The following is a 14115-nucleotide window of genomic DNA, read 5'->3' on the forward strand; positions in this document are numbered from 1 at the left end:
GAACACTTGTTCGAATGATCTCGACAGACTCGATCCCGAAGTTGAAGGACCAGCGTTGGCCGACCAGCTCGTCATCCGTGGCGCCCGCGAGCACAACCTCAAGGACGTCTCGCTCGACCTTCCGCGCGACTCCCTCATCGTCTTCACCGGCCTCTCCGGCTCCGGCAAGTCGAGCCTCGCGTTCGACACGATCTTCGCCGAGGGCCAGCGCCGCTACGTCGAGTCGCTGAGCGCCTACGCGCGTCAGTTCCTCGGGCAGATGGACAAGCCCGACGTCGACTTCATCGAGGGCCTCTCGCCTGCGGTCTCGATCGACCAGAAGTCCACGTCGAAGAACCCCCGTTCGACGGTCGGCACGATCACCGAGGTCTACGACTACCTCCGCCTGCTCTACGCCCGCGCCGGCCGCGCCCACTGCCCGACCTGTGGCGAGCCGATCGAGCGGCAGACGCCGCAACAGATCGTCGACCGGATGATGCAGCTCGAGGAGGGCACCCGGTTCCAGGTGCTCGCGCCCGTCGTCCGCGGCCGCAAGGGGGAGTACGCCGAGCTCTTCCGTTCGCTGCAGTCGCAGGGCTACTCCAGGGTCCGCGTCGACAACGAGACCCACACGCTCGACAACCCGCCCGAGCTCGACAAGAAGCTGAAGCACTCCATCGAGGTCGTCATCGACCGTCTCGCGGTCAAGGAGAGCGCCAAGCGCCGCCTGACCGACTCGGTCGAGACGGCGCTCGGCCTGGCCGGTGGCCTGATCGTCTTCGACATGGTCGACACGGGGGAGGAGCTCAAGTTCTCCGAGCGCATGGCGTGCCCCAACGAGCACCCGATCGAGACCGACGACCTCGAGCCGCGCTCCTTCTCGTTCAACTCGCCCTTCGGCGCCTGCCCCGAGTGCCACGGCCTCGGCACGCGCATGGAGGTCGACCCCGAGCTGATCATCAGCGACCCGGCGGCCACCCTCGGCGAGGGCGCGATCCAGGTGTGGACCGGCGCCCACGTCGCGGAGTATTTCCAGCGCCTCCTCGGCGCGCTCGGCGAGGAGCTCGGCTTCGACCTCGACACCCCGTGGGAGAAGCTCTCCACCCGCCACCAGCGCGTGATCATGGAGGGCCACCCGGGCAAGGTCCACGTCGTCACCAAGAACCGCTACGGCCGCGAGCGCAGCTACTTCGCCGCGTACGAAGGCGTGAAGCCGTACGTCGAGCGCCGCCACCGCGAGTCGGAGTCCGACACCGCGCGCGAGCGGTTCGAGGGCTTCATGCGCGAGGTGCCGTGCCAGACCTGCCACGGCTCGCGCCTGAAGCCGGTCTCGATGGCGGTCACGCTCGGCGCCAAGGAGGCCGGCGGCAAGAACATCGCCGAGGTCTGCGCCCTGCCGATCAGCGACGCCGCGGAGTACCTCAACAACCTGCAGCTGAGCCAGCGCGAGCTGCAGATCGCCGAGCGGGTGCTCAAGGAGATCCAGGAGCGGCTCCGCTTCCTCCTCGACGTCGGCCTCGACTACCTCTCGCTCGACCGGGCCTCGGGCTCGCTGTCCGGCGGCGAGGCCCAGCGCATCCGCCTCGCCACGCAGATCGGCGCGGGTCTCGTCGGCGTGCTCTACGTGCTCGACGAGCCGTCGATCGGCCTGCACCAGCGCGACAACGAGCGGCTGATCGAGACGCTGCTCCGCCTCAAGAACCTCGGCAACACCCTCATCGTCGTCGAGCACGACGAGGACACCATCAAGACCGCTGACTGGGTCGTCGACATCGGCCCCGGCGCCGGTGAGCACGGCGGCCACGTCGTCCACTCCGGCACCGTCAAGGAGCTCCTGAAGAACAAGGAGTCGACGACCGGTGCCTACCTGTCCGGCCGCCGCTCGATCGAGGTGCCGCTGACCCGGCGCCCGCCGACCAAGGGCCGCTCGCTCGTCGTCCACGGAGCCAAGGAGCACAACCTCAAGGACGTCACGGTCGAGTTCCCGCTCGGCTGCTTCGTCTCGATCACCGGCGTCTCCGGCTCGGGCAAGTCGACGCTGGTCAACGACATCCTCTACACCTCGCTCGCCAAGACGATCTACAACGCGCGCACCGTCCCCGGCCGGCACCGCAAGATCACCGGCGTCGAGCACGTCGACAAGGTGATCCACGTCGACCAGTCGCCGATCGGCCGCACGCCGCGCTCCAACCCCGCGACGTACACCGGTGTCTTCGACCACGTGCGCAAGCTCTTCGCGCAGACGCCGGAGGCGAAGATGCGGGGCTACCAGCAGGGGCGCTTCTCGTTCAACGTCAAGGGCGGCCGGTGCGAGGCGTGCTCCGGCGACGGCACGATCAAGATCGAGATGAACTTCCTGCCCGACGTCTACGTCCCGTGCGAGGTCTGCCACGGCGCGCGCTACAACCGCGAGACGCTCGAGGTGCACTACAAGGGCAAGACGATCTCCGACGTCCTCGACATGCCGATCGAGGAGGCCGCTGACTTCTTCGCTGCGGTGCCGGCGATCTCGCGCCACATGAAGACGCTCTGCGAGGTCGGCCTGGGCTACGTCCGTCTCGGCCAGCCGGCGACGACGCTCTCGGGCGGCGAGGCGCAGCGCGTGAAGCTCGCCTCCGAGCTGCAGAAGCGCTCGACCGGCCGCACGGTCTACGTGCTCGACGAGCCGACGACGGGCCTCCACTTCGAGGACATCCGCAAGCTCCTCGGCGTGCTCCAGAGCCTTGTCGACAAGGGCAACACGGTGCTGACGATCGAGCACAACCTCGACGTCATCAAGACCGCCGACTGGCTGATCGACATGGGCCCCGAGGGCGGCTCCCGCGGTGGCACCGTCGTCGCGACGGGCACCCCGGAGGAGATCGCGGCCAACGGCGACAGCCACACCGGGCGCTTCCTCAAGCCGCTGCTGGGCTGACGACGGACTGGTTCTCGCCAGTCCGGATCTTCTGGGCTGACGTTCAGGGAGCAGGTCTACGCTCGCCGCCATGAGCGAAGACCTGCGCCCCGACCGTCGGATCGTCTTCCAGGGCCTCGGTGCCCTCGGCGTCGCCGCCGCCCTCGCGGCATGCGGCGGAGGCTCGGGCGGGTCCAGCAACGCCGGATCGACGGCCACGGCTGGCAAGGCCGGCGAGAAGCTCGCCTCCACCGCGGAGATCCCCGTCGGCGGCGGCATCGTGCTGACCGACAGGCACGTCGTCATCACGCAGCCCACGAAGGGCGACTTCAAGGCCTTCAGCTCGAAGTGCCTCCACCAGGGGTTCGACGTCAGTGAGGTCAAGGACGGCACGATCACCTGCACGGTCCACGGCTCGACGTACGACGCGGCGACGGGTGCCGTCACCGGTCCGCCGGCGCCGTCCGGTGGCAAGCTGCCGGCCGTGAAGATCAAGGTCGACGGCGACTCGATCGTCGCTGCCTGAGGTCATGGGCCTGCGGGTGGGTTGGCCCACCCCGAGGGTCTGCCGACTGGGGTCGTGGCCCGCGCGGGGCAGGCATAGCGTCGAAGGATGACCATGCAGACGCAGAGCATCGACGCGCCCCACGAGACGCGGCAGTTCCAGGCACACGGCCACCTCGACGTGGTCACCCTCGGCGACTTCACCCTCGGTCGCGCGGTCTTCGAGCCCGGCTGGAAGTGGTCGGACGACGTCGGCCCGATCGCCGGCACCGCGTCCTGCCAGACCGCGCACCGTGGCTTCTGCGTCTCGGGGCACATGACGGTGCGGATGGACGACGGCACCGAGGCCCGGATGGGTCCCGGTGACGTGGTCACCATCGACCCCGGCCACGACGCGTGGGTGGACGGCGACGAGCCGTGCGTCATGCTCGACACCGGAGTCGCGGCGTACGCGAAGCCGGCGGAGTAGCCGCGCCCACATGTCTCGCCTCATGAGCGTTCATTGAGGAGGCGACGGGGAACGCCTGCGCCAGACTGCGGCCATGAGCAACATGCGACCGTGGCGTGAGGGCATCGCCTCGAAGTGCGATGGACCGGGGTGGGCGTTGGTGGCTTGATATCGGGCCTTGTCCTCACGGAGCAGTGGCTGCGCGCGCGTGATCGGCGGAAGGCGTCGGCCGAGGCTGTCAGACCCCGCCACTAGTGTTGCCGTGTGCCTGACCCGCTGAGCTATCGCCCCAAGCCGGGGGAGATCCCGACGCAGCCGGGGGTCTACCGGTTCCGCGACAGCAACCGGCGGGTGATCTACGTCGGCAAGGCGAAGAACCTCCGCGCCCGCCTGCAGAACTACTTCCAGCCGCTGCCGAGCCTCCACCCGCGCACCGCGACCATGGTGACGACCGCGGCGAGCGTGGAGTGGACGACGGTCGGCACCGAGGTCGAAGCACTGCAGCTGGAGTACTCCTGGATCAAGGAGTTCGACCCGCGGTTCAACGTGAAGTACCGCGACGACAAGTCCTACCCGTGGCTCGCGGTGACCCTCGACGAGGAGTTCCCGCGCGTGCAGGTGATGCGCGGCGCGAAGAAGAAGGGCACCCGCTACTTCGGCCCCTACAGCCATGCGTGGGCGATCCGCGAGACCGTCGACCTCCTGCTGCGGGTCTTCCCGATGCGCAGCTGCAGCAAGGGCGTCTTCAACCGTGCGGCGCAGACTGGCCGGCCGTGCCTGCTGGGCTACATCGACAAGTGCTCCGCGCCCTGCGTCGGCCGGGTCACCCCGGAGGAGCACCGCGCGATCGCGCAGGACTTCTGCGACTTCATGGCCGGCAACACTACGGCGTTCGTCAAGCGCCTCGAGCGGGAGATGTACGCCGCGAGCGAGGCCATGGAGTTCGAGCGCGCCGCCCGGCTGCGCGACGATGTCGGGGCGCTCCGCACCGCGCTGGAGAAGCAGGCGGTCGTGCTCGGCGACGGCACCGACGCCGACGTGATCGCGCTCGCCGAGGATCCACTCGAGGTCGCGGTGCAGGTCTTCCACGTGCGCGGCGGCCGGATCCGCGGCCAGCGCGGCTGGGTGGCCGACCGCGTCGAGGAGGGCGAGACCGCAGAGCTCGTGGAGCACTTCCTCGTGCAGCTGTACGGCGGCGAGGAGGGCGACGGCGTACCCCGGGAGGTGCTGGTGCCGGCCCTGCCGCCGGAGTCGGCCGTGCTCGAGGACCTGCTCAGCGAACGCCGGGGGAGCCGTGTGCAGATCCGCGTCCCGCAGCGCGGCGACAAGAAGACGCTGCAGGAGACGGTCGCGCGCAACGCCGCGCAGTCGCTCGCGCTCCACAAGACCAAGCGCGCCAGCGACCTGACCACCCGCAACCGGGCGCTCGCCGAGATCCAGGAGCATCTCGGGCTGGCCGAGGTCCCGCTGCGCATCGAGTGCTACGACGTCTCCAACCTCCAGGGCACCGAGGTCGTGGCCAGCATGGTCGTCTTCGAGGACGGCCTGGCCCGCAAGTCCGACTACCGCCGCTTCGTGATCAAGGGCGTCGAGGGGCAGAACGACGTCGCCTCGATGCACGAGGTGATCACCCGGCGCTTCCGGCGCCTGCTCGACGAGCGCGGCGACGCGGTGGAGCGCTCCGACGAGACCGGACCGCTGCTGGTCGACCCCGAGACCGGCCGCCCGCGGAAGTTCGCCTACACGCCGGGCCTGGTCGTGGTCGACGGCGGCCCGCCCCAGGTCGCGGCCGCCCTCGACGCCCTGACCGGCCTCGGGCTCGCCGACGAGATCCCCGTGGTGGGGCTGGCCAAGCGGCTCGAGGAGGTCTGGCTCCCCGACGACGAGGACCCGGTCATCTTCGCGCGCAGCTCGGAGGGCCTCTACCTGCTCCAGCGGATCCGCGACGAGGCCCACCGCTTCGCGATCACGCACCATCGCAACCGGCGCAGCAAGTCGATGGTCGAGAGCGTCCTCGACGACGTTCCCGGCCTCGGCGAGGTGCGCCGCAAGGTGCTGATGAAGCACTTCGGCTCCCTCAAGAAGCTGCGCGCCGCGACCGTCGAGGAGATCGCCGTCCTTCCCGGCATCGGCCCGCGCACCGCCGAGGCCATCGCTACCGCCGTCGCTGCGGCGAAGCCCACCGCGCCGACGGTCAACATGACCACCGGCGAGATCACCGAGGAGTGACATGACCTTCGACCCGCTGGCACCCGAGGCCCCGCCGCAGAGCGACCTCGAGCAGCTGCTCCACGACGAGGCCCCGCTGGAGGAGGTCGCGCCGGTCCTGCTCGAGGCCCACCTGGGCATGCCGGGCCGGGAGGACGCCGCCGGTGCCTTCTCGCCGGAGGTGCGCGACTTCGGCGACGGTCCGTCGGTGCTCGCCTTCACGCACCCGAGCCGGCTCGACCGGTGGCTCGGCGCGACGACGGCCGCGGGCGACCGGCCCGAGGGCACGCTCGTCGCCCACGCGGCGCCGGGTCGTGCGCTCCTCGAGCACCTGGTCGCCGAGGGCATCCCGCTGGTCCTCAACGCTGCCAACGGCAACGCCCGCACCCTGACCGTCGCGGACATGCAGGCGGCGCTCGAGGCACACCGGTAACCTCTCCCGCCTGGACCGAGGAGGAACCATGCACCCACCCGAGGAGGGCGCCGCGCACCGCGGCGAGCTCGTGGTCGTCACGGGCATGACGGGCGCCGGCCGCAGCACCGCGGCGAAGGAGCTCGAGGACCTCGGCTTCTACGTCGTCGACAACCTGCCGCCGACCCTGTTGCGCGACGTGGTGCGCCTCGTCGACGAGACGCGGGGCTTCGAGCAGCCGATCGCCGTCGTCGTCGACGTCCGGTCGGGCTCGTTCTTCGACACGCTCCGCGCCAACCTCGCGCAGGGCGCCACCGGCCGGCGTACGACGCTGCTCTTCCTCGAGGCGACCGACGACGTGCTCGTACGCCGCCAGGAGGCTGCCCGGCGTCCGCACCCGCTCCAGGCCGGAGGTCGCCTCCTCGACGGGCTGCACCGTGAGCGCCAGGTCCTCGCCGACCTGCGCAGCGACGCCGACCTGGTCGTCGACACGAGCAACCTCAACGTGCACCAGCTGACCGCGCGGGTCGCGGAGGCGTTCGGCGCCCCCGATGCGATGCGGCTCAAGATCACCTGCACGAGCTTCGGCTTCAAGTACGGCATCCCCGTCGACGCCGACCTCGTCGCCGACATGCGCTTCCTGCCCAACCCCCACTGGGTGCCGGAGCTGCGTCCGATGACGGGCCGCGACGAGGCGGTCGCGGCGTACGTCACGGAGCGACCTGGCGCGCAGGAGTTCCTCGCGCAGTACGTCCCGGTCGTGCAGACGGTGGCCGACGGCTACCTGCGCGAGGGCAAGCGGTTCGCCACCATCGCGATCGGCTGCACCGGCGGCAAGCACCGCAGCGTCGCGATGACCGAGGAGCTGGCCAGCCGCCTGCGCGCGCTGGGCTTCGACGCGACGGCGACCCACCGGGACCTGGGGCGCGAGTGACCGGCGCGCACACCGACCGCTCGCTGCTCCCCGGCGCGGTGGTCGCGCTGGGTGGCGGGCACGGCCTGCACGCCTCGCTCTCGGCGCTGCGCCACGTCATCGAGCAGGTCACCGCCGTCGTGACGGTCGCGGACAACGGCGGCTCCTCGGGCCGCCTGCGCGACGAGTTCGGCGTCCTGCCACCCGGCGACCTCCGCATGGCGCTCGCGGCGCTCTGCGGCGACGACGAGTGGGGGCAGACCTGGGCCCGGGTGTTGCAGCACCGCTTCGCCGGCGAGGGGGCGATGCGTGGCCACAGCCTCGGCAACCTGCTGATCGTGGCGCTCTGGGAGCAGCTGGGGGAGCACGTCGACGGACTCGACTGGGTCGGCAAGCTGCTCGACGCCCGCGGCCGGGTGCTGCCGATGGCGGTCACCCCGATGGACATCCACGCCGAGGTGCTCGGCCACGACCCCGCGCACCCCGACGAGGTCACGACGGTCCGCGGCCAGGTCGCCGTGGCGACCACGCCTGGGCGGATCATCAGCCTCGAGCTCGACCCACCCGACGCGCCCGCGTGCCCCGAGGCCGTCGAGGCGGTCAAGGCGGCCGACTGGGTCGTGCTCGGTCCCGGCAGCTGGTACTCCTCGGTGATCCCGCACCTGCGTGTGGGGGAGCTCCGCGAGGCGCTGATCAGCACCGACGCGAAGGTCGTCGTGACCCTCAACCTCGGTGAGCAGAAGGGCGAGACCTCCGGCTACGCGCCCGAGGACCACCTCGCCGCACTCCTCGACCACGCGCCGGGCCTGCGGATCCACACCGTGCTCGCGGACGTCGGAAGCGTGCCGGATCCCGAGGCCCTGGAGGGGATCGTCCGGAGCCTCGGCGCGGAGCTCGTCCTCGCCGAGGTCGCGGCCCCTGGCAGCACCTCGCAGCACGACCCGGGCAGGCTCGCGGATGCGTATGCCCGGATCTTCGGCGGTGTGGAATCATTCGCGCCATGGCGATGACGGCACAGGTGAAGTCCGAGCTGGCCAGCAGCGTGGTGACGAAGACGTGCTGCCGCAAGGCCGAGGTCTCCACGATGCTCCGTTTCGCCGGCGGCATCCACATCGTCTCGGGCCGGATCGTCGTCGAGGCCGAGCTCGACACCGGCGGCGCGGCGCGTCGCCTCCGCCGCGACATCGCGGAGATGTTCGGCCACAACGCCGAGGTCGCCGTCGTCCAGGGCGCCGGCATCCGTCGTGGCAGCCGCTACGTCCTGCGCGTCGTGCGCGACGGTGAGCAGCTGGCCCGTCAGACCGGCCTCCTCGACCAGCGCGGCCGGCCCGTTCGTGGCCTGCCGCCCCAGGTCGTCTCCGGCGGTGCCTGCGACGCTGTCGCTGCGTGGCGTGGTGCCTTCCTGGCCCACGGCTCCCTGACCGAGCCCGGTCGCTCCTCCTCGCTCGAGGTCACCTGCCCCGGCCCCGAGGCCGCTCTCGCCCTCGTCGGCGTGGCCCGCCGCCTCGGCATCCAGGCCAAGGCCCGCGAGGTCCGCGGCGTCGACCGTGTCGTGATCCGTGACGGCGACGCCATCGGCGAGCTCCTGACGCGCCTCGGAGCCCACGAGACGCTGATGGCCTGGGAGGAGCGCCGCATGCGCCGCGAGGTGCGCGCCACCGCCAACCGCCTGGCCAACTTCGACGACGCCAACCTCCGTCGTTCAGCGCGTGCCGCCGTGGCGGCCGGAGCCCGCGTCGAGCGCGCGCTCGAGATCCTCGGCGAGGACGTGCCCGACCACCTCAAGCTCGCCGGCCACCTGCGCCTCGAGCACAAGCAGGCCTCGCTCGAGGAACTCGGCCAGCTCCACGACCCGGTCCTCACCAAGGACGCGATCGCGGGCCGGATCCGTCGCCTCCTGGCGATGGCCGACAAGCAGGCCAAGGACCTCGGCATCCCCGACACCGAGGCGTCGCTGACTCCCGAGATGCTCGCCGACGAGGCCTGAGTTCCTCCTTTTGCGTTTTAAAAAACCAAAGGATGAGACTACTCGTGCGTAAGTAGGACGCTGGCGCTACTGTGGACGTCAGGCGTGATCCACACCACATCACGCCCCTGACAGGCATCGGCCCCACAAGGAGCAGAGACAGTGACCGTTCGCGTAGGCATCAACGGATTCGGCCGGATCGGCCGCAACTTCTTCCGGGCGGTTCGCGCCCTGGATCCCTCGGGGGAGAAGATCCGCATCGTCGCGGTCAACGACCTCAGCGACAACGCGGTCCTCGCCCACCTCCTGCAGTACGACACGGTCCTCGGCCGCCTCGACGTCGACGTCAAGGCCACCGCCGACACGATCGTCGTCGGAGACCAGGAGATCCACGCGTTCGCCGAGCGCGACCCGGCTGCGCTGCGCTGGTCCGACTTCGACGTCGACGTGGTCATCGAGTCGACCGGCTTCTTCACCGACGCCACCAAGGCGCGCGCCCACATCACCGGCGGCGGTGCGAAGAAGGTCATCATCTCCGCGCCCGCCTCCAACGACGACGTCACCGTCGTCATGGGTGTCAACCACGCCGACTACGACCCGGCTGCGCACGACGTCATCTCCAACGCGTCCTGCACCACCAACTGCCTCGCCCCGATGGCGAAGGCGCTCCACGAGGGCGTCGGCATCAAGCAGGGCCTCATGACGACGGTCCACTCCTACACCGCCGACCAGAACCTCCAGGACAACATCCACAGCGACCTGCGTCGTGCCCGTGCCGCCGCCCTCAACCTGGTCCCGACCAGCACGGGTGCCGCCAAGGCGATCGGCAAGGTCCTCCCGGAGCTCAATGGCCGCCTCGACGGCTTCGCCGTCCGCGTGCCCACACCGACCGGTTCGCTCACCGACCTCACCTTCGAGGCGGAGCGCGACACCACCGTCGAGGAGGTCAACGCGATCGTCCGTGAGGCGGCCAGCAACGGCCCGCTCGCGCCGTACCTCGTCTACTCGGAGGCGCCGCTCGTCTCCAGCGACATCGTCACGGACCCGGCCTCGTGCATCTTCGACGCGCCGCTGACCAAGGTCATCGGCCGCCAGGTGAAGGTCGTCGGCTGGTACGACAACGAGTGGGGCTACTCCAACCGCCTGGCCGACCTGGTGACCTACATCGGCGCTACTCTCTGACGCGTGACTGGCAACCAGACCCTCTCCGCCCTGGGGGACGTCCGCGGCAAGCGCGTCCTCGTCCGCTCCGATCTCAACGTCCCGCTCGACGGTTCGACCATCACCGATGACGGTCGTATCCGGGCGAGCGTGCCGACGATCCAGGCGCTGGCGGGGGCTGGTGCCCGCGTCGTCGTGACGGCGCACCTGGGCCGTCCGAAGGGCGAGCCCGAGGCGAAGTACTCCCTGGCTCCCGTCGCGGCCCGCCTCGGCGAGCTGCTCGGGCACGACGTGGCGTTCGCGACCGACACCGTGGGCGCGAGCGCCCAGGCGGTCGTCGCGCGCCTCGCCGACGGCCAGGTCGCGCTGCTCGAGAACGTCCGCTTCAACGCGGGCGAGACCAGCAAGGACGACGCCGAGCGCGGCGCCTTCGCCGACCAGCTCGCGGCCCTCGCCGACGCCTTCGTCTCCGACGGCTTCGGCGTGGTCCACCGCAAGCAGGCCTCGGTGTACGACGTGGCGCAGCGCCTGCCGCACGCCATGGGCAACCTGGTCGCCGCAGAGATCGACGTCCTCAAGCGCCTCACCGAGACGCCGGAGCGCCCCTACGCCGTCGTGCTCGGCGGCTCGAAGGTCTCCGACAAGCTCGGCGTGATCGACAACCTGCTCGGCAAGGCCGACAAGCTGCTGATCGGTGGCGGCATGGTCTTCACGTTCCTGAAGGCCCAGGGCCACGAGGTCGGCAAGTCGCTGCTCGAGGAGGACCAGATCCCGGTCTGCCTCGACTACCTCAAGCGCGCGCAGGAGACCGGCGTCGAGATCATCCTGCCCACCGACATCGTCGTTGCCGACGCGTTCGGTGACGAGGCGTCGGCCCGCGTCGTCGCTGCCGACCAGATCCCGGCCGACGCGCTGGGCCTCGACATCGGCCCGGAGTCCGGCAAGGCGTTCGCCGAGGCCCTGGCCGACGCGAAGACCGTCTTCTGGAACGGCCCGATGGGCGTCTTCGAGCAGGCCGCCTTCGCCGAGGGCACGCGTGCCGTCGCCGAGGCCCTGACCAAGACCGACGGGCTCTCCGTCGTCGGTGGTGGCGACTCCGCCGCCGCGGTCCGCACCCTGGGCTTCGACGAGGCGGCGTTCGGCCACATCTCGACTGGTGGCGGTGCCTCGCTGGAGTACCTCGAGGGCAAGACCCTCCCCGGCATCACCGTGCTGGAGGGCTGAGCCATGGCGCGCGCGCCCCGCGTCCCGCTGATGGCGGGCAACTGGAAGATGAACCTGAACCACCAGGAGGCCGTCGTCCTGGTGCAGAAGCTCGCGGTCACGCTCTCCGACAAGAAGCATGACTTCGCCAAGGCGGAGGTCGCGGTGATCCCGCCGTTCACGGACCTGCGCTCGGTGCAGTCGGTCGTCTCCGGTGACCGCCTCGGCATCAAGTACGGCGCCCAGGACGTCTCCGTCCACGAGTCGGGCGCCTACACCGGCGAGATCTCCGCCGGCATGCTCGCCAAGCTGGGCTGCTCCTACGTCGTCGTCGGCCACTCGGAGCGCCGTGAGTACCACGCCGAGACCGACGAGGTCGTCAATGCCAAGGCGAAGGCGACGATCAAGGGCGGCATGACCCCGATCGTCTGCGTCGGCGAGGGCCTGGACGTCCGCAAGGCGGGGGAGCAGGTGACGCACTGCCTCGCGCAGGTCGACGGATCGCTCGCGGGCCTCACCGCGGAGCAGGTCGCCGCGCTGGTCATCGCCTACGAGCCCGTCTGGGCCATCGGCACGGGCGAGGTCGCCACCCCGGAGGACGCCCAGGAGGTCTGCCACGCGATCCGCGAGCGGGTCCGTGAGGTCCACGGCGACGCCTCGGCCGACGCCGTGCGCGTGCTCTACGGCGGCTCCGTCAAGGCCGGCAACATCGGCGGCATCATGGCCAAGCCCGACGTCGACGGTGCCCTCGTCGGGGGCGCCAGCCTCCAGGCCGACGAGTTCGGCGGCATCTGCCGCTTCTACGACATGCCGGTGCTCTGAGCCACCGCGCAAAACCCCACCAACCGTGAAGTAGAGTTCCGCATCGTGACCACGCTCCTGACGATCCTGCTCGTCGCCACCAGCTTCCTGCTCGTCGTCCTCGTGCTCCTGCACAAGGGCCGGGGTGGCGGTCTCTCCGACATGTTCGGTGGCGGAGTGTCGAGCACCCTCGGTGGCTCCTCGGTCGCCGAGCGCAACCTCGACCGCCTGACGGTCGGACTGGGTCTCATCTGGTCCGCGTGCATCGTCGCGCTGGGCCTTCTCTACGCCTACGGCGCCTGAGACAAAGCTCTAGAAGGAGAAGTACGAAGTTGGCTGGAGCAGGAAACGCCATCCGGGGTAGCCGGGTCGGTGCCGGTCCGATGGGCGAGGCGGAGCGCGGCGAGGCCGCCCCGCGGCAGAGTGTCACCTACTTCTGCTCCAAGGAGCACCGGTCGGTCGTGACGTTCGCGGCCGAGGCGGTCGCCCCGGAGTCGTGGGACTGCCCCCGTTGCGGCCTCCCGGCCGGTCTCGACGCCGAGAACGCCCCGCCGGCGCTCAAGATCGAGCCCTACAAGACCCACCTGGCCTACGTGAAGGAGCGCCGCTCCGAGGACGAGGCGAAGGACATCCTCGAGGAGGCGCTGCAGCTCCTCCGCTCGCGCCGCAAGTCGGGCGACATCATCTTCTGACGGACCCGTCCGTCGTACGCCGAAGGCCGTCCTGCTGCTGAGCAGGGCGGCCTTCGCGCTTCTGCGTGAGGAGAAGATCCCCGCAGTCGCCTGTGCCGGAGGAGTACGCAGGCATGGCTTCGCAGGTGCGAAAGGGTTGAACCGTGTGTGAGTCCGTGACAGACCACGTCCTCGCACGTGCGAGACGGTGACCGGTGCATGCGCTCGCTCTTGCCGATGATCCTTCGCCATCGGAGGGGCGGTCCGGCTGTCTTCACGCCATGACGGCCTCCGCGATCTGCTGGGCTACCCGAATGGGGATGAGGTGGGTGGTGTCGACGACCTCGCCCTCATCCTGCAACCAGGCGCTAGCTGCCTCGGCGTACGGCTCAAGGTAGTGAAGCCGGAATGGGGAATTGGAGCCGAGCGCGGTGTCACCAGCGATTCTCATGCGGAGGGTCTCCTGGTCGGCATGGAGAACAAAGTGCCGGAGCGGGATCCCGTACTGGGCAAGACCCGAGCTGATCTCACGCCAGTACTGCTCGACAAGGACGGTCATTGGCATGATCAACGTGCCACCGGTGTAGTCGAGAATGCGACGTGCGGCGTCGACGACCAGGAGCCGCCAGGGCGGCCAGTGCTGAAAGTTGTCGGTTGCAGGTAGGCCCGGTGCGATGTCGATCAGGGCGCCGCCCACCTTCTCGGCGTCGAAAACGCGAGAGTCTGGAATCAGTTGCTGCAGGAGGGTGCTGGTGGTCGTCTTGCCGGCCCCATGAGCGCCGTTCAGCCATACGATCACGGACCAGACGCTACTCGCGTGCGGATGGTCCACCGCACTCCCGCTGCGATCCGCGCGCCTGGCGTCGGCAAGACAGGTGCACGTGCCCGTAAGTCGACCTCGGCCAGGACAGCTTCAGGTCGACTCTGGTGCACGTGCACCAAAGCTCCCGCGC

14 protein-coding genes are annotated in these 14115 nt (G+C 70.1%); 13 read left to right on the forward strand and 1 reads right to left on the reverse strand.

Features of this window, described 5'->3' with window-relative positions; translation table 11 throughout:
* Window positions 1-55: 55 nt before the first annotated feature.
* The 13 genes from uvrA (at window position 56) to IEX47_RS12625 (ending at window position 13183) form a co-directional block, all read left to right on the forward strand.
* Window positions 56-2896, forward strand: a complete 2841-nt coding sequence (gene uvrA, locus IEX47_RS12565) for an excinuclease ABC subunit UvrA (protein WP_188784349.1) — start codon at window positions 56-58, stop codon at window positions 2894-2896.
* A 70-nt stretch (window positions 2897-2966) separates the two neighbouring features.
* Complete coding sequence (locus IEX47_RS12570; protein WP_188784350.1) at window positions 2967-3401, forward strand: Rieske (2Fe-2S) protein; 435 nt, start codon at window positions 2967-2969, stop codon at window positions 3399-3401.
* Between the two features lie 87 nt (window positions 3402-3488).
* Complete coding sequence (locus IEX47_RS12575; RefSeq protein ID WP_188784351.1) at window positions 3489-3848, forward strand: cupin domain-containing protein; 360 nt, start codon at window positions 3489-3491, stop codon at window positions 3846-3848.
* A 243-nt stretch (window positions 3849-4091) separates the two neighbouring features.
* Window positions 4092-6056 (forward strand): excinuclease ABC subunit UvrC, encoded by a 1965-nt coding sequence (uvrC, locus tag IEX47_RS12580; RefSeq protein ID WP_188784352.1) that lies wholly within the window; start codon window positions 4092-4094, stop codon window positions 6054-6056.
* A 1-nt stretch (window position 6057) separates the two neighbouring features.
* Window positions 6058-6468, forward strand: coding sequence for a hypothetical protein (locus IEX47_RS12585; RefSeq protein ID WP_188784353.1), 411 nt, complete (start codon window positions 6058-6060; stop codon window positions 6466-6468).
* A 28-nt stretch (window positions 6469-6496) separates the two neighbouring features.
* Entirely contained in the window at window positions 6497-7381 is an 885-nt protein-coding gene (gene rapZ / locus IEX47_RS12590) for an RNase adapter RapZ (RefSeq protein WP_188784354.1), read from the forward strand.
* On the forward strand, window positions 7378-8370 hold the full coding sequence (locus IEX47_RS12595) for a gluconeogenesis factor YvcK family protein (RefSeq protein ID WP_188784355.1): 993 nt from the start codon (window positions 7378-7380) through the stop codon (window positions 8368-8370). The genes rapZ and IEX47_RS12595 overlap by 4 nt, the downstream gene beginning before the upstream one ends.
* Window positions 8361-9347 carry a DNA-binding protein WhiA gene (gene whiA / locus IEX47_RS12600; protein WP_188784356.1) on the forward strand — a complete coding sequence of 329 codons (987 nt, stop codon included), beginning with the start codon at window positions 8361-8363 and terminating at the stop codon, window positions 9345-9347. Before IEX47_RS12595 ends, whiA begins: the two co-directional genes overlap by 10 nt.
* Window positions 9348-9488: 141 nt before the next feature.
* A complete protein-coding gene (gene gap, locus IEX47_RS12605; RefSeq protein WP_188784357.1) occupies window positions 9489-10508 on the forward strand; it encodes a type I glyceraldehyde-3-phosphate dehydrogenase in 1020 nt (339 codons plus the stop codon).
* A 3-nt stretch (window positions 10509-10511) separates the two neighbouring features.
* Window positions 10512-11711 carry a phosphoglycerate kinase gene (locus IEX47_RS12610; protein ID WP_188784358.1) on the forward strand — a complete coding sequence of 400 codons (1200 nt, stop codon included), beginning with the start codon at window positions 10512-10514 and terminating at the stop codon, window positions 11709-11711.
* A 3-nt stretch (window positions 11712-11714) separates the two neighbouring features.
* Entirely contained in the window at window positions 11715-12512 is a 798-nt protein-coding gene (tpiA, locus tag IEX47_RS12615; RefSeq protein ID WP_188784359.1) for a triose-phosphate isomerase, read from the forward strand.
* Between the two features lie 45 nt (window positions 12513-12557).
* The gene (gene secG, locus IEX47_RS12620; RefSeq protein ID WP_188784360.1) at window positions 12558-12794 is read left to right on the forward strand and encodes a preprotein translocase subunit SecG; all 237 of its coding nucleotides are present in this window, start codon (window positions 12558-12560) and stop codon (window positions 12792-12794) included.
* A gap of 29 nt (window positions 12795-12823) precedes the next feature.
* A complete protein-coding gene (locus IEX47_RS12625) occupies window positions 12824-13183 on the forward strand; it encodes an RNA polymerase-binding protein RbpA (RefSeq protein ID WP_107699812.1) in 360 nt (119 codons plus the stop codon).
* Between the two features lie 253 nt (window positions 13184-13436).
* On the opposite strand, the gene IEX47_RS12630 is transcribed toward IEX47_RS12625, so the two are convergent.
* A complete protein-coding gene (locus IEX47_RS12630) occupies window positions 13437-13961 on the reverse strand; it encodes a P-loop nucleotide/nucleoside kinase family protein (RefSeq protein ID WP_188784361.1) in 525 nt (174 codons plus the stop codon).
* Window positions 13962-14115 lie beyond the last annotated feature (154 nt).

The organism is Nocardioides phosphati (genome assembly GCF_014646375.1).
Taxonomy (GTDB): Bacteria; Actinomycetota; Actinomycetes; order Propionibacteriales; family Nocardioidaceae; genus Nocardioides; species Nocardioides phosphati.

Bases quoted from the DNA above. Each gene is read 5' to 3' on its own strand.
- whiA (WP_188784356.1), top strand. From the start codon at position 8,361: ATGGCGATGACGGCACAGGTGAAGTCCGAGCTGGCCAGCAGCGTGGTG.
- rapZ (WP_188784354.1), top strand. From the start codon at position 6,497: ATGCACCCACCCGAGGAGGGCGCCGCGCACCGCGGCGAGCTCGTGGTC.
- IEX47_RS12570 (WP_188784350.1), top strand. From the start codon at position 2,967: ATGAGCGAAGACCTGCGCCCCGACCGTCGGATCGTCTTCCAGGGCCTC.
- tpiA (WP_188784359.1), top strand. From the start codon at position 11,715: ATGGCGCGCGCGCCCCGCGTCCCGCTGATGGCGGGCAACTGGAAGATG.
- IEX47_RS12575 (WP_188784351.1), top strand. From the start codon at position 3,489: ATGACCATGCAGACGCAGAGCATCGACGCGCCCCACGAGACGCGGCAG.
- IEX47_RS12585 (WP_188784353.1), top strand. From the start codon at position 6,058: ATGACCTTCGACCCGCTGGCACCCGAGGCCCCGCCGCAGAGCGACCTC.